This is a genomic window from Trinickia sp. (assembly GCF_051953955.1).
In the GTDB taxonomy this organism is placed as follows: Bacteria; Pseudomonadota; Gammaproteobacteria; order Burkholderiales; family Burkholderiaceae; genus Trinickia.
On sequence record NZ_JBQCIF010000086.1, the window covers coordinates 102287 to 125662 of the forward strand.

At 62.0% G+C, this 23376-nt stretch carries 20 protein-coding genes; 16 read left to right on the top strand and 4 right to left on the bottom strand.

The window, feature by feature from the left end; translation table 11 throughout:
• Positions 1-83: 83 nt before the first annotated feature.
• Genes ACTHNZ_RS16920 through benD form a run of 4 tightly spaced genes read left to right on the top strand, consistent with a single transcriptional unit; the run spans position 84 to position 3764 of the window.
• On the top strand, positions 84-1442 hold the full coding sequence (locus tag ACTHNZ_RS16920) for a Rieske 2Fe-2S domain-containing protein (RefSeq protein WP_440543689.1): 1359 nt from the start codon (positions 84-86) through the stop codon (positions 1440-1442).
• Positions 1439-1927: a benzoate 1,2-dioxygenase small subunit gene (gene benB / locus ACTHNZ_RS16925; protein ID WP_440543690.1), complete on the top strand. Its 489-nt coding sequence runs from the start codon at positions 1439-1441 to the stop codon at positions 1925-1927. The genes ACTHNZ_RS16920 and benB overlap by 4 nt, the downstream gene beginning before the upstream one ends.
• Positions 1928-1965: 38 nt before the next feature.
• Complete coding sequence (gene benC, locus ACTHNZ_RS16930; protein ID WP_440543691.1) at positions 1966-2991, top strand: benzoate 1,2-dioxygenase electron transfer component BenC; 1026 nt, start codon at positions 1966-1968, stop codon at positions 2989-2991.
• On the top strand, positions 2988-3764 hold the full coding sequence (benD, locus tag ACTHNZ_RS16935) for a benzoate diol dehydrogenase BenD (protein WP_440543692.1): 777 nt from the start codon (positions 2988-2990) through the stop codon (positions 3762-3764). The genes benC and benD overlap by 4 nt, the downstream gene beginning before the upstream one ends.
• Before the next feature lie 111 nt (positions 3765-3875).
• On the opposite strand, the gene ACTHNZ_RS16940 is transcribed toward benD, so the two are convergent.
• On the bottom strand, positions 3876-4466 hold the full coding sequence (locus ACTHNZ_RS16940) for a class I SAM-dependent methyltransferase (protein WP_440543693.1): 591 nt from the start codon (positions 4464-4466) through the stop codon (positions 3876-3878).
• 22 nt (positions 4467-4488) lie between these two features.
• Between ACTHNZ_RS16940 and ACTHNZ_RS16945 the strand changes: the two genes are divergently transcribed.
• The 4 genes from ACTHNZ_RS16945 to ACTHNZ_RS16960 all read left to right on the top strand — a co-directional run bounded on the left by ACTHNZ_RS16945 (position 4489) and on the right by ACTHNZ_RS16960 (position 9497).
• Complete coding sequence (locus ACTHNZ_RS16945; protein ID WP_440543694.1) at positions 4489-5826, top strand: hypothetical protein; 1338 nt, start codon at positions 4489-4491, stop codon at positions 5824-5826.
• 8 nt (positions 5827-5834) lie between these two features.
• The gene (locus tag ACTHNZ_RS16950) at positions 5835-6455 is read left to right on the top strand and encodes an ABC transporter ATP-binding protein (protein ID WP_440543695.1); all 621 of its coding nucleotides are present in this window, start codon (positions 5835-5837) and stop codon (positions 6453-6455) included.
• 99 nt (positions 6456-6554) lie between these two features.
• On the top strand, positions 6555-7682 hold the full coding sequence (locus tag ACTHNZ_RS16955) for an aminotransferase class V-fold PLP-dependent enzyme (RefSeq protein ID WP_440543697.1): 1128 nt from the start codon (positions 6555-6557) through the stop codon (positions 7680-7682).
• Positions 7683-8012: 330 nt separating this feature from the next.
• Positions 8013-9497, top strand: coding sequence for an ATP-binding protein (locus tag ACTHNZ_RS16960; RefSeq protein WP_440543698.1), 1485 nt, complete (start codon positions 8013-8015; stop codon positions 9495-9497).
• Between the two features lie 73 nt (positions 9498-9570).
• Here the strand turns inward: ACTHNZ_RS16960 and ilvD are convergent, their stop codons facing one another.
• From ilvD to ACTHNZ_RS16975, 3 genes are all read right to left on the bottom strand, one after another.
• On the bottom strand, positions 9571-11433 hold the full coding sequence (ilvD, locus tag ACTHNZ_RS16965; RefSeq protein WP_440543699.1) for a dihydroxy-acid dehydratase: 1863 nt from the start codon (positions 11431-11433) through the stop codon (positions 9571-9573).
• Positions 11434-11636: 203 nt separating this feature from the next.
• Positions 11637-12896, bottom strand: a complete 1260-nt coding sequence (locus ACTHNZ_RS16970; protein ID WP_440543719.1) for an MFS transporter — start codon at positions 12894-12896, stop codon at positions 11637-11639.
• Positions 12897-13044: 148 nt separating this feature from the next.
• Complete coding sequence (locus ACTHNZ_RS16975) at positions 13045-14067, bottom strand: ABC transporter substrate-binding protein (RefSeq protein ID WP_440543700.1); 1023 nt, start codon at positions 14065-14067, stop codon at positions 13045-13047.
• 206 nt (positions 14068-14273) lie between these two features.
• Here ACTHNZ_RS16975 and ACTHNZ_RS16980 point away from each other — a divergent pair, with 206 nt between their 5' ends.
• From ACTHNZ_RS16980 to ACTHNZ_RS17015, 8 genes are all read left to right on the top strand, one after another.
• The gene (locus ACTHNZ_RS16980; RefSeq protein ID WP_440543701.1) at positions 14274-14939 is read left to right on the top strand and encodes a response regulator transcription factor; all 666 of its coding nucleotides are present in this window, start codon (positions 14274-14276) and stop codon (positions 14937-14939) included.
• A complete protein-coding gene (locus ACTHNZ_RS16985; protein WP_440543702.1) occupies positions 14926-16341 on the top strand; it encodes a sensor histidine kinase in 1416 nt (471 codons plus the stop codon). The genes ACTHNZ_RS16980 and ACTHNZ_RS16985 overlap by 14 nt, the downstream gene beginning before the upstream one ends.
• An 80-nt stretch (positions 16342-16421) precedes the next feature.
• Positions 16422-16667 (top strand): hypothetical protein, encoded by a 246-nt coding sequence (locus ACTHNZ_RS16990; protein ID WP_440543703.1) that lies wholly within the window; start codon positions 16422-16424, stop codon positions 16665-16667.
• A gap of 253 nt (positions 16668-16920) precedes the next feature.
• On the top strand, positions 16921-18015 hold the full coding sequence (locus ACTHNZ_RS16995) for a calcium:proton antiporter (RefSeq protein WP_440543704.1): 1095 nt from the start codon (positions 16921-16923) through the stop codon (positions 18013-18015).
• Positions 18016-18112: 97 nt separating this feature from the next.
• Positions 18113-18481, top strand: a complete 369-nt coding sequence (locus ACTHNZ_RS17000) for a DUF2946 domain-containing protein (RefSeq protein WP_440543705.1) — start codon at positions 18113-18115, stop codon at positions 18479-18481.
• 80 nt (positions 18482-18561) lie between these two features.
• Positions 18562-20964, top strand: coding sequence for a TonB-dependent receptor (locus ACTHNZ_RS17005; protein WP_440543706.1), 2403 nt, complete (start codon positions 18562-18564; stop codon positions 20962-20964).
• A gap of 13 nt (positions 20965-20977) precedes the next feature.
• Positions 20978-22486: a PepSY-associated TM helix domain-containing protein gene (locus ACTHNZ_RS17010; protein WP_440543707.1), complete on the top strand. Its 1509-nt coding sequence runs from the start codon at positions 20978-20980 to the stop codon at positions 22484-22486.
• Between the two features lie 45 nt (positions 22487-22531).
• The gene (locus tag ACTHNZ_RS17015) at positions 22532-22981 is read left to right on the top strand and encodes a copper chaperone PCu(A)C (protein WP_440543708.1); all 450 of its coding nucleotides are present in this window, start codon (positions 22532-22534) and stop codon (positions 22979-22981) included.
• Positions 22982-23376 lie beyond the last annotated feature (395 nt).

A 23376-nucleotide genomic window follows, 5' to 3' on the forward strand; every position in this document is an offset into this window, starting at 1 on the left:
CACTCGGCCGCCGATACCCCCGCAAGCACTATCTGAACCGATGCCGAAGGCTTCGTCACGAAGCCCGCATAGGGAGACGCCTCATGTCCGCAATGATCGATAACGCACGGCAACTGGACGACTTATTGAGCAACGCCGTTCAGGATGACAAGGAAAACGGTGTTTTCCGCTGTCGTCGCGACATCTTCACGAACCCCGATTTGTACATGCTCGAGATGAAGCACATCTTCGAGGGCAATTGGGTGTATCTCGCACACGAAAGCCAGGTTCCGAACAATAACGATTACTACACCACGTGGATTGGCCGCCAGCCGATCGTCATCACGCGTGACAAAGCCGGCGAACTGCACGCGGTCCGCAACGCTTGCGCGCACAAAGGCGCGATGCTTTGCCGTCGCAAGCACGGCAACAAAGGCAGCTTCACCTGTCCGTTTCACGGCTGGACATTCTCCAATGCCGGCAAGCTTCTGAAGGTAAAAGACGAGAAGACCACCGAGTATCCGGTGCAGTTCAATACGCATGGCTCTCACGATCTGAAGAAAGTCGCGCGCTTCCAGAACTATCGAGGCTTCCTCTTTGGCAGCCTGAACGAAGACGTCATGCCGCTCGAGGATTACCTCGGCGAGACCAAGGTCATCATCGATCAAATCGTCTCGCAAGCCCCGGAGGGGCTCGAAGTATTGCGCGGCAACTCTTCCTATGTCTACGACGGCAATTGGAAGCTGCAGATGGAGAACGGCTGCGACGGATATCACGTCAGCACTGTGCACTGGAACTACGCAGCAACGATGGGCCGCCGCAAGGTGGAGGGCACGAAGGCTGTTGATGCCAACGGCTGGAGCAAGTCGATCGCAGGGGTCTACGGCTTCGAGCACGGCCATATCCTGCTGTGGACCAACACGATGAATCCGGAAGTGCGCCCGATCTATCGACATCGCGATGAAATCGCCACGCGCGTCGGAGAAGACAAGGCCAAATACATCGTCAACCAGACGCGCAATCTTTGCTTGTATCCCAACGTTTTCCTGATGGATCAATTCAGCACGCAGATTCGCGTGGTTCGTCCGATTAGCGTCGATAAGACGGAAGTCAGCATCTTCTGCTTCGCACCGAAGGGCGAGAGTGCGGAGAGCCGCGCCATCCGCATTCGTCAATACGAGGATTTCTTTAACGTGTCGGGCATGGGCACGAGCGACGACCTCGAGGAATTTCGTGCGTGCCAAGCGGGCTATGCCGGCACCACCTCGATGTGGAACGACATGTCCCGGGGGGCGCCGCTGTGGATCCACGGGCCGGACGCAAACGCGAAGGGCATGGGTTTGAACCCGCTCATTTCGGGCGAGCGCAGCGAAGACGAAGGGCTCTTCGTGGTTCAACACGAATACTGGGCGCGGGCGATGCGCGAAGCGTTGCGCAAAGAACAGGCAGAGGTGTCCGCATGAGCATCGATTATCAAAAGATCTGCAACGCGCTTTATCGGGAAGCGCGTTTCCTGGACGACCGTGAATGGGACGAGTGGTTGGCCTGCTACACGGAAGACGTCGAATACTGGATGCCGGCTTGGGACGATGACGACGATCTCACGGAAGACCCGAACAGTCAGATCTCGCTGATGTACTACCCGGACCGGGGCGGCCTCGAAGACCGCGTGTTCCGTATCAAGACCGAGCGCAGCGGCGCGTCGATGCCCGAGCCGCGCACTAGCCACAATGTGACCAATGTGGAGGTGCTCGCGCAACGCGATAGCGAGGTTGACGTTCGCTACAACTTCAACACGCTCAATCATCGTTACAAGGTCACCGACCAGTTCTTCGGCACCATCCACGTCACCTTCCGAAAGGTTGACGACCGCTTGCTGATTGCGCGCAAGAAGATCGCGTTGAAGAACGACTATATCCGCCAGGTGCTCGACGTCTATCACGTCTGATGCCGCCGATAGCAGTGAGACAGGAAGTAGGAGGTAACATGAGCAGCTACAACATCGCTCTGAACTTTGAAGACGGCGTGACCCGCTTCGTCGAATGCAAGACCGGAGAAAAGGTGCTCGACGCCGCTTTCCGCGCCAAGATCAACTTGCCAATGGACTGCTCCGACGGCGTCTGCGGCACCTGCAAGTGCCGCGCCGAAAGCGGCAACTATGATTTGGGCGAAGACTACATCGAAGACGCGCTGAGCGACGATGAAAAGGAAGGCGGACTCGTGCTCACGTGCCAGATGGTGCCGAAAAGCGACTGCGTCATTGCGGTTCCGGCATCGTCCACGGCGTGTAAAACGGGGCAAAGCCAATTCGCCGCGACGGTGATTAAAGTCGAACACCACAACGATGCGGCCGTGGTCCTTCAGTTGGACATGGACGGTGGCGCCCCTCCGGTCTTCCTTGCGGGTCAGTACGTGAACATCGATGTTCCCGGCAGCGGACAGCACCGCTCCTATTCGTTCTCGTCAGCACCGGGCGCATCGAAAGTCAGCTTTCTGATCAAGAAGATTCCCGGCGGGGTGATGAGCACCTGGCTTGATTCAGCGCGACCTGGCCACAAAGTGCAGATGACCGGACCGCTGGGCAGCTTCTACCTGCGCGCCGTGGAGCGTCCGCTGTTGTTCCTGGCTGGCGGCACGGGGCTGGCACCGTTCCTGTCGATGTTGGAAGTTCTGGTGCTCGCACACTCGCGGCAGAAGGTCCATCTCATCTACGGTGTCACCCGTGACCTGGACCTCGTGCGAGTCGAGGCGATCGAGGCCTACGCTGCTAAACTGCCGAACTTCACGTTCAGCACGGTCGTTGCGGAAGCCGCATCGAGCCATCCTCGCAAAGGCTGGGTGACGCAGCACATGCCGGCTGAATGCTTGAACGAGGGCGATGTCGATGTGTACCTGTGTGGCCCGCCGCCGATGGTCGACGCGGTGCGCAAGTATTTCGACGACAACGGTGTGACGCCTCATAGCTTCCACTACGAAAAGTTCACGCCCAACGCAGCGCCGGTGACCGCATGAAGGCTCAACGATTCGATGGAAAGGTCATGGTCGTCACGGGTGCGGCGCAAGGCATTTGTCGCGGCGTTGCGCTGCGCGCTGCCGCGGAGGGCGCGAAAGTGCTGTTCGTCGACCGCGCGGATTTCGTTTCCGAGGTTGCTGCCGAGGCGACGGGTGCCGATACCGCAGGCTTCGTGGCCGATCTAGAGACCTACGAAGGCGCGGCGTCCACGATGGCATTTGCCGTGCAGACGTTCGGGCGAATCGACATCCTCATCAACGGAGTCGGCGGAGCCATTCGCATGCGGCCGTATGCCGAATTCGAGCCGCCTCAGATCGATGCAGAAATTCGCCGCTCCCTCATGCCTACCTTGTACGCCTGTCACGCGGCGCTTCCGCACATGCTCGCGCAAGGTCATGGAACCATCGTCAACATTTCATCGAATGCAACGCGGGGCATTCGCCGTGTTCCTTACTCCGCGGCTAAAGGCGGCGTCAACGCCATGACCCAGTCGCTCGCGATGGAGTATGGCGAGCACAACATCCGCGTGGTCGCCGCAGCGCCCGGCGGAACCGAGGCGCCTGCGCGACGTGTGCCGCGCAACGCCGCGGGAGACAACGTGCAAGAGAAAGCGTGGATGGCCGAAACGGTGAAGCAGGTCACCGAATCCACTTTCTTGAAACGCTACGGCACGCTCGACGAGCAAATCGCACCCATTCTTTTTCTTGCATCCGATGAGGCAGGCTATATAACAGGGGCCGTGGTGCCGGTTGCGGGTGGGGATAATGGGTAGGTGCGGCGCTACTTTACTGCATCGCCGCGCGTGATGCGACGTGCCGCGGCCGTGGTGCTCATCGGCGCCAACCTCGGCGGTATGGCCGAAGCTAGAAGTAAGCAAAAGTTCTCACCGCCGACGGGCAATCAGCCGATGCACCTTTTTCCCCGAAGACGAGTTGACGGCTTCGACATCGAGCAAAAATTCCGCATCGCGAAGGCCATCCCTGACCCGGGCTGCGTCGAACGCGGCGTAGAGCCGTCCTGATGCATCTCGCGCAGAGTCCGATTCTGTGACTCGCCAGCTCAAATACAGCGTGCCCTTCGGTCTAAGAATTTCGAACAGCCGGGCGCACGCTTGCGTGACCTCCTCGGGCGGCAAGTGCATGACAACCGTTTCGCACAGCAGGTTGTCGTAGGAGCCGCTTGGAATGGCGTCTAGCGACGGAAGCTCCGCGCGCCGGAAATGGAGCGACGGATAATCAGTCGTGGCTTGAGCGAGCAGGCCTGCAGCAGCGTCGTAACCCACTGCAGGAAAACCATGCTCGTTGAGCCACGCGACATCGCGGCCAGCGCCGCAACCAATGTCCGCAGTTTCGCCCCCAGGCGCGAAATAGCGCTGCAGCAACGCGTACATGTCGGTCGGAGGCGGTTGATCGCGCCACTCAGCCGCAAAGCGATCCGCGCTTGCCGAGTAGGTTTCAATGGTCTGTTGGTCCACGGCACATGCCCTCGGTTATACGGTGAGCGTTGCGGCCGCACACAGTTGGAAGCAATATGGCCGCCGCGAAAAACGAAGAACGCTAATCTGCACCGCTATATTGGAAGATCGTCGTGATATGCTCGGCGCACATTATCCGACATTAATCCTTACCATGCTGTCTTGCCGACTGAGGTGGTACGCGCTCGCGACGTCTCGCATGCTGCGCAGGCATTGGCAGGCGCTTCTTTTATCGCTCACACTTCTGCTCCCCGCGATGCCCGTATTGGCGCAGACGCACATTCTCGGCGCCCCAGTGCTCGAAGCTCTGGCACCTTCGCATAGTGTCGAATGGCGGTTCGCCTGGGTGCATCTGCTCGAAGCCGTGGGCGTGCTGTGGATCTTGGCCCAGCGCACTGCCATCGTCGGTGGCCCGTTCGTCAGCTTCCTCGAGTCTCTGCCTGTTCCAAACAGTCGCCGCCGGTTCGTCGACACCGTCGTCGTTCTCGTCGCCAGCACGCCGCTGCTGCTGCCTATGGTCGCTGCGGCAATCGCTCTAGCCTTTCTACCGCACAAAGCGATCAATTATTTATTCGTTCTCGCGCTCTTCGCGATCGCGCTGGGATGGCAATTGACTGCGCTGTCGCGCACCCCGCTCAACGCGATCGCGTTGAGCATTGCCAATGCCTTCCTCGCCGGCGGCATGCAGATAGAGGGCGTGATACGTCCGGTCTTGCTGATTGCGTCATTGTTACTCGCCGGTTTGGCGATCGCCCATACCGCATCACCCAAACCGAGTTCACGGTGGCACGGTCAATCCGCCTTCTCACGTTGCGTCAAAAACTCTATCCGCATCAGTTGCAGGAGTCCGCTGTCGCCATTCGCCAGACTACAACTCGGCATACTCCTTGATCGCGCCACCGCAACGCTTGCGCGGTGCCTCGTCATGGGCGCGGTTACGGTCTGTGCTTGCCTGCTGCTCACACTCTGGAGCTTCGATACACGCGCCGTTCCGCTGACGCTGATTTCGCAAGCGGCAATAGCGCTGATCGCAGCGACGACCTATCGCGACTTGAAAGCCGCACATTCGAGCGCCGCCCACTTCGTCCGATCGCTGCCTGTTGCCGCCGCTGCGAAGGCACGGGCTGACTGCCTGACCGTTGCTGCGCTAGCGCTGCCGTTTGCCGCTATCGCGCCGCTAACGCTCGTGGCCCACGGCGTGTTGTCGATAGGGTCAGCCGTAGCGCTCTTGCTCTCGGGTACCCCGCTGCTCGCCATGCTGTATCTGCCGCAACGCTATGCGTCCCGGCAATCTCCGCTGCTCGGCATCATCTTGGCTGTGGCCTGGGTCGCAGCCGCCTGGCGATTCTTCGTTTATTGACCACATCCATGCTCCGGTTCGAAAATCTCGGCAAACGCTACGACTCACGCATCATCTTCCAAGGCCTCAACTATGCGTCGGGCGCCGGCTGCGTAGCGCTCTGCGACGAAAACGGCAGCGGCAAATCCACACTGCTCGGCATTCTCGCTGGCTCCGTCGAGGCCGATGAAGGCGAAGTATGGCTCGACGGCCATTCGCTGCGCACGGCGCCGCTCGAGGCGAAATCGTCCTTGGCTTACGTGCCCGATGATTGCATGGCGTATCCGTTCCAGACCGGCCGTGCATTTCTCGAATTCGTGGCCTCCGCCAAGAAGACGATCGTCGATGACCGCACGCTCGATCTCGCGGATCGATTCGGACTTGCACCGCATATGGACAAGCGCTTCGAGCAGATGTCGCTCGGCACGCGCAAAAAGCTATTTCTGACGGCCACCACCGTCGGAAAGCCCACCGTCGTCATCGCAGACGAGCCGGGCAATGGGCTCGACGCCCCCGCCCGCGCTGTGCTCATCGACCTGTTCAAGACATTGGCCACCGGCGCAGCCGTCTTTTTTTCAAGCCACGATCTGGCGCTGGTGCGAGCCTGCGGGGCAAAGACAACCACGTTTGCGGATCTCGGCTTTCGTTAGCCGCTGCTTTGATGGAAGTAGAATGCATTTTTGCACTACCGGCAGCGGTATCGACTGACGCATACTGCGCTGATCGTTCATTCTTTACCGGAGGCGAGCGTGCCAGGTCTACTTCCCCATGTCGATCGCGACGGGCTTCTCGAATACTCGGTGGTCTACACCGACCGCTCGATCAATCATATGTCGCACTTGTTTCAGGGCGTTATGCGCGACATTTCCGGCGCCCTGAAAAACGTCTACCACGCGAAGTCGGCCGTAATCGTTCCTGGCAGCGGGACTTTCGGCATGGAGGCCGTCGCCCGACAGTTCGCGACGAACAAGAAGTGTCTCGTCATACGCAACGGGTGGTTCAGCTTTCGCTGGTCGCAGATATTCGACATGGGCGGCATTCCGTCCGAGTCGATCGTGCTGAAGGCACGCCCTGTCGAGCAGGGAAGGCAGGTCGCCTACGCGCCGGCTCCGATTGAAGAAGTCGTCGCTGCAATCAAACAAAACAAACCGGATTTGGTCTTCGCGCCGCATGTCGAAACCGCATCGGGGATGATGCTGCCCGACGCCTATTTGCGCGCGGTCGCGGATGCCGTGCATGCCGTCGGCGGCTTGTTCGTGCTCGATTGCATCGCCTCCGGCACTGTTTGGGTCGACATGCAGGCATCCGGCGTCGACATCCTGATCAGCGCGCCGCAGAAGGGGTGGAGCGCACCGCCGTGCTGCGCGCTTGTCATGCTCGGCCCGGTTGCGCGAGAACGAATCGACGCGACGACCAGCACGAGCTTCGCCTGCGACCTTCGCAAATGGCTGCAGATCATGGAAGCCTATGAGAACGGCGGCTTCGCTTACCACGCCACGATGCCGACGGACAGTCTCGCGACGCTGCGCGATGTGATCAAGGAAACCGAGGCATACGGCTTCGACAAGGTGCGAGCGGAGCAGCTCGAACTCGGCAGGCGCATTCGTTCGCTGTTGGTCGAGAAGGGTTTCAAGAGTGTGGCGGCTGAAGGTTATCAAGCGCCCGGCGTCGTGGTCAGCTACACGGACGATGACGGCATCCGCTCCGGCAAAAAGTTCGCCGATGCCGGCTTGCAGATCGCGCCCGGCGTGCCCTTGCAGTGCGACGAACCCGAGGATTTCAAAACCTTCCGCATCGGCTTGTTCGGCCTCGAAAAACTGCATGATATCGAAGGCGCAGTCGCCAGATTTGCCGGCGCGTTGAATCGCATTCTCTAACGTCACATTCGTCGCCCTACCTCGCTGAGAGCGCATCGGTCCGAGCTACCCCGGCCCAACCGATAGCGCTTGCGTCGCTCGCCGCCAATTCGAGATGCGGCGGCCTCCCCTTCCTACGTCGATTTAAAGATCGACCAAGCCGACATCCATCGATCCATTTCCCTGCGGTGACGCAGTGCGCACTGGCACCGGCACAACGGTGCAAGCGCCCTCCGATGCCGCCTCGGAGCATGCGAACGGCACCACCGCGAGCAAAGGCTTGTATCACCGGCTTGCACGGCGACTGAAAACCACCCTATACTAAGATCAAACGTTTGATCTTAGTGGGTTATGCTGACAATCTCAGAAAACGAAGTCGTCGAACGGATGGCGTTCGACAACGAATGGTGGGACGGCGGCAGCGTCGACGAAATCTTCGTCTCCATGCCGAAACGCTTCTACTTCGATCCGTTTTTTGAGCTACTCAACAAGCGAGATATCCGGCGCGCGGTAGTGCTCATGGGTCCGCGGCGCGTCGGGAAAACGGTGATGGTGTTTCAGGCAATCCATCGCCTGCTTCAAGCGGGCGTCCCTCCCGATTCGATACTTTACGTGTCGCTCGAGACCCCTCTCTACACAGGTCTGCATCTCGAAAAGTTGCTCAACCTGTTCCGAAAATTGAAAGGACATGGAAAGAACGCTGACGTCTACGTTTTCTTTGATGAAGTGCAATACCTTCCTCACTGGGAGATTCATTTAAAGTCTCTGGTCGATTCCTATCCCAAATACAAGTTCGTCGCCACCGGCTCCGCCGCGGCTGCGTTGCGGCTGAAAAGCCAAGAGTCCGGAGCCGGCCGTTTTACCGATTTCGTTCTACCTCCGCTGTTGTTTGCGGAATATCTCGCATTCGTCGGCAAGGACAACTTGATCGAAATTCAGCCGAGCGATCACGGGCAGAAAATTTATAGGACGCATGACATCGAATCGCTGAATTCGAGTTTTTGCGACTATCTGAATTTTGGAGGGTATCCGGAAGCAGCGCTCTCCGAAGAGATTCAGCGAGATACCGGCCGCTACATCAGAAGCGACATCATTGACAAGGTGCTGCTGCGCGACCTGCCCAGCCTATATGGGATCAGCGATATCCAGGATCTGAATCGGCTATTCACCACGCTCGCGTACAATACCGGGAACGAGGTCAGCCTAGAGTCGCTGACCAAGAATTCCGGGGTAGCAAAAAATACGATCAAGAAATATCTCGAATATCTCGAGGCAGCCTTCTTGATTCGTCGGATGGAGCGCGTCGATCACACCGCCAAGCGGTTTCAAAGGATCACGACGTTCAAGGTTTATCTGACCAACCCATCGATGCGTGCAGCGCTGTTCGGCCAGCTTGCAAAAGACAGCGAAGCCATGGGCCATCTTACTGAAACAGCGATCTACAGTCAGTGGCTCCATAGCAATACGATAGACCGGCTATATTACGCCAGATGGAACAATGGCGGGCAATCCGGCGAGATCGACATCGTCTATCGCGCGGATGAGAAAACCAAACCCGGATGGTGCATCGAAGTTAAATGGAGCGATAAGCCGCTTCAAAAAACCAGCGAACTCGACAACTGTGTCTACTTTGCGAAGCAAAACGACTTGCGCAGCGAAGACGAGCAAGGAGTCCCCTCCATTCTGGTAACTACGAAGACTAAGACAATGGATCGATTTATTTATAAAGACGTTGCCATTGGATTCATGCCAGCCAGCCTTTACGCTTATGTGGTCGGGATGAACGTCTTCGAAGCAAAGGAAAGGAGGATGACCGCGATTGAACAACAGAGGTAACAAGACCGCCGGCCGTTGCCGGCGGCGGTCTGTCTGAGAGCAAAGGAAAGGCTAACGATCGATCGGCGCGCGCTTACTTCCGCTTCAGCTGCGAAATATCGCGCACGGCGCCGCGATCGGCCGACGTCGCCAACGCGGCATAAGCCTGCAACGCCTGCGACACCACACGCTCGCGATTCTCGGGCTGCCAAGCCTGATCGCCACGCGCTTCCATGGCCGCGCGCCGATGCGCCAATGCTTCGTCGGGCACGACCAAATGCATCTTGCGTTGCGGAATGTCGATCTCGATGACATCGCCCTCTTCCACGAGCCCGATCGTGCCGCCCTCCGCCGCTTCCGGAGAAGCATGCCCGATCACGAGTCCCGAGGAGCCGCCCGAGAAGCGGCCGTCCGTGAACAACGCGCAAGTCTTGCCGAGGCCCTTCGACTTCAGATAAGACGTGGGATACAGCATTTCCTGCATCCCGGGGCCGCCCTTCGGCCCTTCGTAGCGAATGACGACGACGTCGCCCGCCACGACCTGGTCGCCCAGGATCGCATCGACGGCGGCATCCTGGCTTTCGAACACGCGCGCACGGCCGGAGAACACCCATTGCGATTCGTCGACACCCGCCGTCTTCACGATGCAACCGTTCTCGGCCAAATTACCGTAGAGCACCGCGAGGCCGCCGTCCTTCGAATAGGCGTGCGCTTTATCGCGGATGCAGCCCTTCGCGCGGTCGCTATCGAGCTCGGCATATGTCGCCTCTTGACTGAAGGCAACCGTGGTGGGAATCCCGCCGGGCGCCGCACGGTAGAGCTTTTTCGCGTCCTCACCCGCGCCGCCCATGACGTCCCACTGCGCCAGCGCATTGCCGAGCGTGCCGCTATGCACGTTGCCGCACGACAGGTCGAGCAACTCCGCGCGCGCGAGCTCGCCAAGGATGCCCATGATGCCGCCGGCACGGTGGACGTCTTCGATATGGAATTTATCCGTGGCGGGGGCCACCTTGCACAAGCACGGCACCTTGCGCGAGATGCGATCGATGTCGGCCATCGTGAAATCGGCACCCGCTTCCTGCGCGGCTGCCAGCAAATGCAGCACGGTGTTCGTCGATCCGCCCATCGCGACGTCGAGCGCCATCGCATTCTCGAACGCGCGCTTCGTGGCAATGTTGCGCGGCAGCACCGAAGCGTCCTCTTCTTGATAGTAGCGGCGGCACAGATCGACGATGAGACGCCCGGCCTGCTCGAACAAGCCCTTGCGCCACGCATGCGTCGCGACGATGGTGCCGTTGCCCGGCAATGCGAGGCCGATCGCCTCGGTCAGGCAATTCATCGAGTTCGCGGTGAACATGCCCGAGCACGAACCGCACGTCGGGCAGGCGCTGCGTTCGACTTCGGCCACTTCGGCGTCGCTGACCTTAGGATCGGCGGCCTTGATCATCGCATCGATGAGGTCGATCTTGGCGATCACTTGACCGTCCGCCGGCGACTTCACCTTGCCCGCTTCCATCGGGCCGCCCGATACGAACACGACGGGAATGTTCAGGCGCATCGCGGCCATCAGCATGCCCGGGGTGATCTTGTCGCAGTTGGAGATGCACACCATCGCGTCGGCGCAATGGGCATTGACCATGTACTCGACGGAATCCGCGATCAGTTCGCGCGACGGCAGCGAGTAGAGCATGCCGCCGTGGCCCATCGCAATGCCGTCGTCGACGGCGATCGTATTGAATTCCTTGGCCACACCGCCGGCCGCTTCGATTTCCTTCGCGACGAGCGCACCGAGATCTTTCAGGTGGACGTGGCCCGGCACGAACTGCGTGAACGAGTTCACGACGGCGATGATCGGCTTGCCGAAATCGTCGTCCTTCATGCCGGTCGCGCGCCACAAGGCGCGAGCGCCGGCCATGTTGCGGCCGTGCGTCGAAGTGCGTGAGCGGTAATGGGGCATCTGAATCCTCAGGTATTGCGGTCGTCGACTTTGAAATTGCGCCCGGCCGGCGAGATCGACACGGCCGGCCCGGGCGGCAACCGTTGGGCGGCAGGCTTCGCTCCCGCCGCCGCAGGGTCTGCATCGTTAAACGTCCGAATACTGAAAGATTATCGGTAAGACGTCCAATATATTTTTTCTACGTCATTAGGTCGATGTACATATCATACCGGGACGGCCGCGACGGCGCGTTCCGACCGGAGCCACGCGACGCTGGCGCCCAAGCCGAGCACCGTCAGGCAAACGATCGGCACGATCATCGGGCCGAATGCCGTTCCCGTCATCTTGCCGGCCAGCGGCATCAGGTTCTGGCCGAAGAAGCCGCCCAGATTGCCGATCGAATTGATGGCGGCCACGCTGGCGGCCGCCCGCGCCCCCGTGAAGTAGCGCGGCGGCATCGACCAGAAGCAGGGATAAAGCAGAGGAATGCATGCGCCGCCGAGCACGAGCGCGACGAAACGCAGGGGCGTGGACGGCAGCAGGAGGCTCAACAGAAAACCCACCACTCCGCAGGCCGCGACGATCGCGATGGCGCGCAAGATGCTTTTCGCGCGACGCAGCCTTGCCGGCAGGTAGATCAGCAGCAGCACCGAAAGCGCCCAGGGCAGCATGCTCAACATGCCGTTCGTGCTGCTCGACACACCGAACGATTTGACGAGCGTCGGCAACCAATAGGTCACGCCGTACAACGACGTCGACATCATCATGTAGGTCGCGGCGAACAGCATCACGCGCGGATCGAGCAGGGCCCGCCACGGTTGCGCATGCTCGGCATGCTCGGGTTTCTCGCGCTCGAGTGCGGCGCCCACGATCTGCTTTTCCCGTTCGCTCAGGAAGCGCGCGTCGCGATAGGAGGCCGGCAGCACCTTGAAGACGACCACCGCGACCAGCACGGCGGGCAACCCCGTCGCAATGAATACCCATTGCCAACCGGCGAGGCCCCCAACGCCGTTCAGGCTCAGCAGCCATCCGCCCACGAGCGAGCCGAGCATGTTCGCAAGCGCGCTACCTAGCGTGAAGATGCCCAGCACACGCGCGCGATAGCTTTGCGGGAACCAGAGCGTCAAATAATAGATGACGCCCGGATAGAAGCCCGCCTCGGCCACGCCGAGTGCAAAGCGCAGGCCGCAAAACACTTGCATCGAAGTCGTGAAGCCCATCAGGACCGTGATCGCCCCCCACGTCAGCATGATGCGGGCAAGCCACACGCGTGCGCCGAATCGATGCAGCGCCAGCGTGCTCGGCACTTCGAACAACAAATAGCCGATGAAGAACAACGAAGACGCAAGGCCGTAGGCGGCCTCGGTCATGTGCAAGCTATGAACCATCTGCAGCTTCGCGAATCCGACGTTCTGCCGATCGATGAATGCGATCAGGAACATGACGACAAGAATCGGGAGCAGGCGGCGCGCCATCTTCGACATGACGGCGCGCTCGGGCGCCGAGTGATGCTCTGGGGTTTGGTCGGGGTTCAATTAGGACTCCTCATTGTTGACTAAGATTGCCGTCGGTTGCTTGCCGCGATATCGGTACGACTGCGATGCGCTCGGCTCGCGGCGCGCAGCCGTCGGTCTAGGAAGCGCGAAATCCGCTGAGTTCGGGCACGAACATCTCGTTCCAGGTGCTTGGTTTTGCCTTGATCGTGCCGACGCGGTAGAGGAAATCGACGAAATCCATCAGTTGGTCGGGCAATATGGAGAAACGTGTCTGCGGCGCGGCGAGCATCTGCATCACGCCGTCGCGCGACAAGCCGATGTCGAAAGCGGAGGCGGCCACATAGACCGACGCCGCCTCCCGCGGGTCTTGCGCGATGAAGCGGTTGGCTTCGTCGAGCGCCCCTAGGAAGGCGCGTGCGAGCGCAGGCTCCGCATCGACGAGCCGCTTCGGCGCGAACACGACGTCGAGCGTCAATGGCCCCAGCACGTCGACGGTATCGACGACGCGATGGATGCCTCGCTGGCGCAATTCGAGGATCGAGAACGGCGGCGATCCGAAATGCGCCGTCACGCCGTTCTCCCGGCGAATCAGCGCCTGCATCGCCTGGGGATGCGGCAGGTTGACGGTGATCGAGTCCAGCCGCGCGAAATGCTGCGCGCCGAGCAGCTTGCCGGCCACCATCTGCAGCACCACGGCCGATAGCGACGTGCGGATGCCCGGCACCGCAATTCGGTCGGACGGCGTGAAATCGGCGAGCGACTTGATCTCGGGACGATTGGTGTTGAGCGACAGCGACGTTGCGGACAAGCCGCTGATGCCGATCACCTCGACGTTCGGAATGCCGCGCGAGCGCGCCCACAGTTCGATGAACCCGGGCGCACCGGCCGCCGCGAAGTCGAGCGACCCGGCCATCATCGCGTCGTCGACCGAATTGCCGCCGTCGAGCAGCACCCAATCGACACTGACATCGCCAAGGCCGTGCCGCGACGCATGGCGCTCGAACAGCCGCTGCTTTTCCATCACGAGCAGCGGCAGATAGAGCAGGCCGTAACCCTTCGAGATCCGCACGGTGCGCGGCTTCGATCGCACCCAGGCCGGCGACAACACGGCGCACAGGCCGGCCGCCGTCAGCGCGCGGCGTTTGAGCGAAGGCGTCATGCCATGGCGCCGTTTGCGCTCCCCGTGCAGCATCGTCTCGTCTCCTCCTGTATCAACGCGGCTCTTGCCGCTTTATGCTTGCCAAGGTTAGCGACCGAGTCTGAGAAAATGCTGACATCGGCTCCCCGGGAAAACCCGTAATCGAACGCAGGAACGCCTCAACGCATGGCGTGCGAACACTTGAATACATCGGCAGGAAAGGCATCATGCGCATCTTGGTGGTAGAGGACGACGCGGAAATCGGCGCGGCGATCCACGCCCGCTTGACGCGGCTCGGCCATGCGGTGGACCGCGAAACCGACGGCGCAACGGCCAACACGCTATTGCGCGTCGAGCGCTTCGATCTCGTCGTGCTCGACGTCATGCTGCCCTCGATGGACGGTTTCGCCATCTTGCGCAATCTACGCGCCGCGGGCAGCGTCACGCCCGTGCTGCTAGTCACGGCACGCTCCGCGATCGACGATCGCGTGAGCGGTCTCGGGCTCGGCGCCGACGACTACCTCGTCAAGCCGTTCGACTACCGCGAACTGGAAGCACGCGTCCAAACCCTTTTGCGCCGCAACACGGGCCATGCGAGCAACCTCGTTCAAGTGGGCGGCCTCGCGATCGATCGCACGAGCCGCCTGGCCGAGCTCGACGGCAAGCCGCTCTCGCTGTCGCGTCAGGAATTCGCGCTGCTCGAGATTCTGGCGAGCCGGCCGCAGCGCATCTTCTCGAAAGAAGAACTGCTCAATCAACTGTTCAGCTTCGGCAACGAGCCGACGACCAACGCCGTCGAGCAGTACGTCACGCGGGTTCGCAAGAAGCTGCAGGGCAGCTCCGTTGAGATACGAACGGCACGCGGCATGGGGTATCAGATTGCAACGCTCTGACCAGTTCGATTCGCTGCACTGGTTTCCGCGGACGCTGTTCGGCCGCACGCTGCTGTTCATCGCGCTGATCGTGGCATCGGGCGCCGCCGCCCTCGCCGTCACCGCGCGATACTACGCCGGCGTCGCATCGGAGCGCGCCTACGATCAGCTTTTGGCCGGCGCAACGATTCAGGTTGCCGAAGACCTCTACGTGCAGGGCGGCGTGCTCGCGCTCAATCTGCCGGTGGCGGCGCTCTCCACGCTCTCGCGCTATGACCTCGTCTATTACCGCGTCGTCGATTCGCGCGGCGTCGTGGTGGCCGGCTATGGCGATCTCCCGAGCCCGGCGAACAGCGTCGCTGCGCGAACCGGCCCGCAATTCGCGAACGGCGTCTACCAGGGCCAGCCGATTCGCACGGCTACCTTGGCTCGCTATCTTCCCGAAGAGCACACGCCCGGATGGGCCGTCGTCACCGTCGCGCAAACGACGCATGCGCGGCAGCAATTGACGAACGACATGAGCCTGAAGGTATGGACGCTCATTTTGCTGATGAGCATCCTCGCGATCGGGGCAAGCGGGCTCGCGATTCGGCGCGGCTTGCGTCCGCTGGCGCGAATCGAGACGATCATCGCCGCGCGCGATCCGGCCGACCTGCGGCCCGTGGCCGCCGATACGCCGAGCGAAATCAACGCGATCATCGGTGCGATCAACGGGCTCATCGGCCGCCTCGCGGAACGGATGACGGCCATGCAGCGCTTCATCGCCGATGCGGCCCATCAGATGCGCACGCCGATTGCGCGGCTCGATGCGCAGATCGAGCTGCTGAGCAGCGAGCCCGATCCGGCACGCTACGCCGCCCGTCTCGAAGCGCTGCGCGCGACCTGCTCGGACGTCGGCCGGCTGACGGGGCAGTTGCTCAATCACGCGATGGTGATTCACCGCACGGAAGCCGTGCCGCTGCAGCCGGTCGACTTGGTCGGCCTCGCCAAGGAAGTGCTCGGCCGCACGATCCCGCTCGCCGACGAGCGCGACGTCAGCGTCTCGTTGGAGACCGATTCACCCGATGCCTATATCGACGGCGACCCGATCAGCCTGCAAGAAGCGCTGTCGAACGTGCTGCACAATGCGCTGCTGCACGGAAAAGCCGACGACATCGTCGTATCGATCGTCGCGTCGGGCCCACTCGTGAGCCTGACGGTGACCGACAACGGCCCCGGCATTGCGCGCGAACACTGGGAAGCGGCGCTGCGTCCCTTCGAGCAATTGGGCCAGGACAGCGCGGCGCGCCGCACGGGCTCCGGCCTCGGCCTCGCCATCGTGCAAGAAGTCATGAAAGCGCATGGCGGCCGGATCGCGTTCTCGTTTCCGGCACGCGGCGGATTTGCCGTGACGCTGGGCTTGCCTCGCGCGCCACGCCAATGACGAAAAGACCGGCATTCATCAGATCTTGGGACGCTTCCCGTTGCCTGGATTGGCGCGCAATTTCCCTTCATTTCGCCTAATTGAAATCGGCGTTTTCACCCCATACTGTCACCCATGGACTCGTTGGTCGGCCCAAGGGCCAGACAGACTCGGTCGCGATCCTCGACCTTCAGGAGATTGGCATGGGCATGTTGGCGGTAATTCTTTCCATCTGGGCTATGGTTGCCACCTGCGCCATCCTGTTCATCCGCGGCGCGAGCCCGCGCCTGCAGCGCGCGACGGTCATGGCCGAACGCCGCCGGATGCGTGCCGCCATCGCCGAGTAACGCGCCGAACCCGCCGCGCCTATCGGGCGGGCGGTGAACTCATCGCACCGGGGACGGCTCACCAACGTCCCCAAGCCAATGACGCCCCCTTGTACTGCGGTACCGCGTTGAAAGTCGCCCTCGGGCGGCTTTTCGCTTTTCGGACTTCACGCTCTCTGCGCCGCACCGATTGCGATCGGGTAGGCTGCGCGCGACGATCTCGGGCCGGCTGATAATATCCAGCTTGCGCCGACTACGATCGAGAACCGTCCCCATGTCGACCTCACCCGCATCGCATGCGCTCCCGCACTGGACCCTTTGGGCTCCGCTGGCCGCGTGGCTGATTCTCGCGCTGTCCCGCCTCTTTCCCGCCGAAGGCCTCGCCATCGCCTTCGTGGCCGCCGCGCTCGCGGGCAGCGTATTCGCTGCCGTCCATCATGCCGAAGTGGTCGCCCATCGCGTCGGCGAACCCCTCGGAACGCTCGTGCTCGCGGTTGCCGTCACGATCATCGAAGTCGCGCTGATCGTATCCGTCATGCTCTCGGCCGGCCCGGAAAAGGCCGGGCTCGCGCGCGATACCGTCTTTGCCGCGATCATGCTCGTCTGCAACGGAATCGTCGGCCTATGCCTGCTCGTGGGCGGCTGGCACCACGGCGAGCAGGACTTTCAAGGGCGCGGCGCGAGCAAAGCCCTTGCGGTGCTCGCCGCGCTCTCGGTGCTCTCGCTCGTGATGCCCAATTACCTGAGCGCCGTGCCGGGGCCGCGACTGTCCACCTCGCAACTCGCATTCGCGGGCGTCTCCTCGCTCGTGCTGTATGGCGTCTTCGTATTCGTGCAGACCGTGCGCCATCGCAACTACTTTCTATCCTCCGAAGCCTCCGACGACACCGCCCATGCCGCGCCGCGCCCGAGCGGGCGCATCACCGTGACGAGCCTCGCTTTTCTGCTCGCGAGCCTCGTCGCCGTGGTCCTGCTTGCCAAGCTGCTCTCGCCTGCCGTCGAGCGTGGCGTGCATAGCGTCGGTGCGCCGCCGGCCACTGTCGGCATCGTCATCGCGGCGCTCGTGCTGCTGCCCGAGGGCCTCGCCGCGGTCGGCGCCGCACGGGCGAACCGCCTGCAAACGAGCATGAACCTCGCGCTCGGCTCCGCGCTCGCAAGCATCGGACTCACGATTCCCACCGTCGCCGCTGTGTTCATCTGGACAGGCCGCCGGCTCGATCTCGGCATCGGTGGAATGGAAACGGTACTGCTGGCGCTCACGCTGTTCATCAGCAGCCTCACGCTCAGCTCGGGGCGAACCACCGTGCTGCAAGGCGCCGTCCATCTTTCGCTGTTTGCCGCATATTTGTTCTTGTCGGTCACGCACTAGCGCGCGCCACGGGGGATACCAGCGATGAACAGCGCCCACTCGCGCAGCCCTCGCCTCCGATGATAGACTTCGGCCCAAGTCAATTCGCAGCACGCCCATGGCGCCCCGATCCCGCAAACACCTGACCGCATGGCTTGGCCTCGTCGCCATGTGGCTCATCGTGCTCGCGCCGATCGTCAGCCAGTTGGTCGTCGCGGCGCATCGAGACGATGCGGCTTTCGCCGCCCTCTGCTCGGCGGTTCAGCCTCGAACCGATTCCGCGCATGCCACGCATGCCGATCCGCTCGCCGCCTGCGGCTATTGCGATCTGCTCGCCGATCACGTCGCGATGCCGACGGTGCCGCCGGTGCCGCTCGTGCTCGTCATGCTGCTCGTCTCGGTCGCCGTCCCTGCCCTGAGCGTCCGCTTCACGCCGCTCGGCGCCTTCCCGTCCGGCCGGCCAAGAGCCCCACCCGCGTTTTCCTGATCCCACGTTTTCCGTAGCCGATTGCGCGTGCCCATCGAGGGCGCGCATCGCCGTTCGTTCAACGATGTCAGGAATACCGCATGTTGCACTTCGCATCGCGAAGGCCGTCCGCTCGCGCACGCCGCCACGCGCGCCTCACCACGCTCGCGCTCGTGCCGTTCTCGCTCGCCGCGCCTGCCTCATGGGCGGCCCCCGACGCCCACCCCAACACGAGCGCCGATACGCGCTCATCGCAAGCGCCGCAAGCGGCCGTAGGCGCACCACCGAGCAACGTCGTCTTGCCCATGATCACCGTCAGTGCGAACGGCGGTGGTGCGAGCGCCGGCCCTGCCATCGACCCGAACCTGCCGGCTTCGACCGAAACCGTCACGCGCAAGCAATTCGAGCACTGGAACGTCGTCAACACCGAAGACACATTGAAATACATGCCGAACCTTGCGGTGCGCAAGCGCTTCATCGGCGACCTCAACTCGATCATCGCGGTGCGCGGCACGAGCAACACGCAAAGTGCGCGCGGGCTCGTCTATGCGGATGGCCTGCTGCTGTCGAATCTGCTCGGCAGCAGCTATAGCTTTCCGCCGCGCTGGTCGATGGTGTTCCCGGACGAGATTCGCCGGATCGACGTGATCTACGGACCGTTCTCCGCACTCTATCCTGGCAATTCGCTCGGCGCGACGGTATTGATCTCCACGCGCATGCCGACGAAGTTCGAAGCCGACGCCGACGTCAAAGCGTTCACGCAACACTTCGATCTGTTCGGCGTCAACCGCAGCTTCAACGGCAGCCAGGAAAGCGCGACGATCGGCAATCGTATCGGCAAACTCTCGTTCTTCATCGGCGCCAACCACTTCGAGAACGCGAGCCAGCCGCTGCAATTCGCCACGCTCGCAAAATCGAGCACGCCGGCCAAGCCCGGCGATGTCCCCGTCAACGGGGCCTATTTCTACAACAACCAAACCAACGCTTCCACGGCGGTCATCGGCGTAAACGGCGAAGGGATCGAACACGCCGTTCAAGACCAACTGAAGCTGAAGATGCAGTACGACTTCACGCCGACGGTGCAAGGCGCGTTCACGCTCGGTTACTGGCACCGCACGTACAACAGCCAGACATCGACGTTTCTCGTCGACGCGAACGGCAGGCCAGTCTATAGCGGGCTCGTCAACATCGGCGGCAACGAGTACAGCATCCCCTCCTCCGCGCTCGCGCCTAGCATCGGCTGGAGCGAGAACTGGTTATATGGGCTATCGCTGAAGACTCACAACGCAACGGGCTGGAACGGCGAGGCGATCGCATCGTATTACGACGTCACGAACGACGTCGCGCGCACCGCCCATTCCGGGAACCCCGGAAACGGCCCGGGCGTTGCCACCTTCGGCGACGGGACGGGCTGGAAGACGCTCGATCTGAAGGGGACGTGGACGCCGTCTTCATCGAATGCGGGGCTCGTCGATCATGCCCTCACGTTCGGCTACCACTACGACAACTACTTCCTCGACAACGAAACCTACAACACCGCCGCATGGATCGACGGCGCGGCCGGCGGCTTCGCGAACGCATTCAAGGGCCGCACGCAAACGCAAGCCGTCTACGCGCAAGATGCATGGCGATTCTTGCCGCGCTGGAAATTCGTGTATGGCCTGCGCTACGAAGATTGGCAAGCCTACGACGGCCGGCAGGCCGTCGGTGCCGCCACCCTGCCTTACCCGAATGCGGGGCAGCATCACTTTTCGCCGAAGGCGTCGCTCTCCTTCGACGTGACCGATGAAGTGACACTGCGCGCATCGATCGGGCGAGCATATCGCTTTCCGACCGTCAGCGAGCTCTTCCAAGGCCAGATCAACGGCTCGTCGATCGTCAACAACAATCCGAACCTGCAGCCCGAGGACGATCTTTCGAAAGAGCTGACCGCCGAATGGGCGCACGGCACAGCGCTCTATCGGCTGTCGCTGTTCCAGGACGACGTGAAGAACACGATCTTCAGCCAGACGGATACCACGGTCATTCCGAACGTGACGAGCTTTCAGAACATCGGCAAGGTGCGTTCGCGCGGCGTCGAACTCAGCTATCAGGGAGAGGACGTATTCGTGCGCGGGCTCGATCTGCTCGGCAGCGTCGCCTATACGCAATCGAAGATTCTCGCCAACGCCCAGAATCCCGCGACCGTCGGCAAGTACTTCTACCGCATTCCGCTATGGCGCGCCGATCTCGCGGCCACCTATCACGTCGGCGAACGCTATGCGGTGACGATGGCGGCCCGCTACTCCGGACGCCAATACAACACGCTGACCAACACCGATACGAACCCCAACGTGTTCGGCGGCACCAGCACCTATACGGTGGCCGACGCGAAGCTCACGTTCCGGCCGACCAAACTCAGCGAGATCGGCGTCGGCGTCGATAACCTCTTCGACGCGCGCTACTTCGTCTATCACCCGTATCCGGGCCGCACCTTCTATGTCGAAGGCCGGCTGCGTATGTAAAGGAGGCATGCCGATGTCTACGACCACCGCCGCTACCCGAGCACCCGCGACGGGCGAACGCGCGGCGCCGCCGAACGCCGGTTCCAGCCGCGGCTATCGCACGCTCTGGCGCTGGCATTTCTATGCCGGCCTATTCGTGATGCCGTTTCTCGTCGTGCTGGCGATCACGGGCACGATTTACTGCTTCCAGCCTCAATTGGAGCCGCTGCTGTATCGGCACCGGCTCGTCGTCACGCCGCAGGCATCGCCGCGCCTGGACGAAGATGCGCTGCTCGCCGGCGCTCGCGCGGCGATGCCGCCGGGCGCGGTGGCCACGACCGCGCGCATCGAGGCGCGTGCCGATCGCAGCGCCGAGTTCATCTTCCGGCTGCCGAACGGGCGCACGGAGAGCGTGTATCTGAACCCGTACGACGGCGCCGTGCTCGGCACACTCGATGTCGATCGCCGCTTCATGCAGATCGATAGAATGATTCATCGCAAGCTGCTGCTCGGCAAGCCGGGCGAGTTGCTGATGGAGCTCGTCGCGTGCTGGACGCTCGTGATGATCGGCACCGGCGTGGCGTTGTGGTGGCCGCGCGGGGCGGCGCCCGCGCGGGCGGCGCTCGTGCCCGATTTGCGCCGCAAAGGACGGCCGCTATGGAAAAGCATCCATGCGACGCTCGGCATCTGGATCGCGCTCGGCGCCTTCGCATTCGTGGCGACGGGGCTGCCGTGGACAGGCTCATGGGGCAAGCAATTCAAGGCGCTCGCGACCCGTGCGAAGCTCGGTGCACCGGTGGGTGCATGGGGCGGGTTGCACCTGCACTCCGGCGTGCCCGGGCGCGCCAACGCCGCCGATGAAACGGATGCGTCGGCCAAAGCAGTCAAAGCCGCCTCGTCCGACATGGACTCGATGCCGGGCATGACGATGGACGACATGCCATTGCCTCGCGTGCCCTGGGCGGTCGGTGCCGTGCGCGTGCCGCACTCGCCCAATGCGCGTTCTTCCGGCGAGCATTCGCATTCGCTTTCGCTTGCGCAGGTCGTCGCCCGAATGCGGGCGGACGGACTCGTCGATGGTTATGATGTCGCGTTGCCGGCGTCGCGCGAAGGCGTGTATACCGTCTCGTACTTCCCGGACGACCCGACACTCGAGCGTACCGTGTACATCGACCCATACAGCGGCACGGTGCTGAAAGACATCCGCTACCGAGATTACGGCGCCGTAGGCAAGGCGATCTCTTACGGCACGTCGCTGCACATGGGCCGCTATTTCGGTTTGGCGAATCAGATCGTCTGCACGGTGCTTTCGCTCGGCATCGCGCTGCTTGCCGTCACCGGCTGCGTGATGTGGTGGATGCGCCGGCCGCGAGGCACGCTCGGTGCGCCCGCGCGCGAACGCGCCGCTGCGCCGATGCGCGGATGGACAGGCGCGCTCGTCGCCCTCGGCATCGTGTTTCCGTTGATGGGCACGACGCTCATCGCGGTCTGGTTGGTTGACCGCATGGTGTTCGGCCGCGGTGCCGAGCCCGCTGCACCTTGAATTTTGAGTAAAAGAACCATCGTCCCCTATCGAACTGGAGAATCCATGAAGCTCTCGATCAAAACGACGCTCCTCCCGCTCACGCTGTGCCTGTGCGCGGCGCCCGCGCTGGCCGCACCCGCATCGGTCATGGTGTCGGATTGCTGGATCCGCGCGCTGCCCGGTGATCTGCCGTCCGGCGGCTACTTCAGCGTGATGAACATGAGCGACAAGCCGGTGAATCTCGTCGGCGTGCAAACGAGCGCATTCGGCATGGCGATGCTCCACCAGACGCAAAGCAACGGCAGCACGTCGTCGATGATCATGGTCGATAAGGCCGCGGTGCCGGCCAACGGCATGCTGAAATTCGCGCCGGGCGGTTATCACCTGATGCTCGAAAAGCCGAAGCATGCGCTCAAAGTCGGCACGTCGATTCCGATGACGTTCAAGTTCGACGACGGCGAGAAAGTGACGAGCGAATGCGCGGTGAAGAACGCGGGGGCAATGGGGGATTGAGTCTGCAGCTTGCAAGCGGCGCGAAAGCCCTCTACTATCACAACTGGTAGCGTATGAACGGAACGGCGAAAGCCGTGCGCTATTCCCGCCCCACAAGGGGTCGTCACTCAAGCGTGGCGATAACCAAGAGGTCCGATTAGTAGTTTGAATAAGGCTCCTTCCAGGGGCCTTTTTCTTTTGGCGTGTCAGTTCTTGACCATGACATTGACACCGTCAGTGCGGGGGTTCCTTAATCCCATTAATCGAGAGTACGCAGGGCAACGCGGTGCAAGGAAGTCACATAGCGAGTAGCGGTGACGGCGAACACAGCGGCGAGCAGGAAACGCTTCAGTTTTTTTCGGAAATGCCGTTGACCAGAGATAATCGCATGCAATGCGAGCCTGGACAGGCGGCGT

Bases quoted from the DNA above. Each gene is read 5' to 3' on its own strand.
- ACTHNZ_RS16920 (WP_440543689.1), top strand. From the start codon at position 84: ATGTCCGCAATGATCGATAACGCACGGCAACTGGACGACTTATTGAGC.
- benB (WP_440543690.1), top strand. From the start codon at position 1,439: ATGAGCATCGATTATCAAAAGATCTGCAACGCGCTTTATCGGGAAGCG.
- benC (WP_440543691.1), top strand. From the start codon at position 1,966: ATGAGCAGCTACAACATCGCTCTGAACTTTGAAGACGGCGTGACCCGC.
- benD (WP_440543692.1), top strand. From the start codon at position 2,988: ATGAAGGCTCAACGATTCGATGGAAAGGTCATGGTCGTCACGGGTGCG.
- ACTHNZ_RS16950 (WP_440543695.1), top strand. From the start codon at position 5,835: ATGCTCCGGTTCGAAAATCTCGGCAAACGCTACGACTCACGCATCATC.
- ACTHNZ_RS16960 (WP_440543698.1), top strand. From the start codon at position 8,013: ATGCTGACAATCTCAGAAAACGAAGTCGTCGAACGGATGGCGTTCGAC.
- ilvD (WP_440543699.1), bottom strand. From the start codon at position 11,433: ATGCCCCATTACCGCTCACGCACTTCGACGCACGGCCGCAACATGGCC.
- ACTHNZ_RS16970 (WP_440543719.1), bottom strand. From the start codon at position 12,896: ATGTCGAAGATGGCGCGCCGCCTGCTCCCGATTCTTGTCGTCATGTTC.
- ACTHNZ_RS16975 (WP_440543700.1), bottom strand. From the start codon at position 14,067: ATGACGCCTTCGCTCAAACGCCGCGCGCTGACGGCGGCCGGCCTGTGC.
- ACTHNZ_RS16980 (WP_440543701.1), top strand. From the start codon at position 14,274: ATGCGCATCTTGGTGGTAGAGGACGACGCGGAAATCGGCGCGGCGATC.
- ACTHNZ_RS16995 (WP_440543704.1), top strand. From the start codon at position 16,921: ATGTCGACCTCACCCGCATCGCATGCGCTCCCGCACTGGACCCTTTGG.
- ACTHNZ_RS17000 (WP_440543705.1), top strand. From the start codon at position 18,113: ATGGCGCCCCGATCCCGCAAACACCTGACCGCATGGCTTGGCCTCGTC.
- ACTHNZ_RS17005 (WP_440543706.1), top strand. From the start codon at position 18,562: ATGTTGCACTTCGCATCGCGAAGGCCGTCCGCTCGCGCACGCCGCCAC.
- ACTHNZ_RS17010 (WP_440543707.1), top strand. From the start codon at position 20,978: ATGTCTACGACCACCGCCGCTACCCGAGCACCCGCGACGGGCGAACGC.
- ACTHNZ_RS17015 (WP_440543708.1), top strand. From the start codon at position 22,532: ATGAAGCTCTCGATCAAAACGACGCTCCTCCCGCTCACGCTGTGCCTG.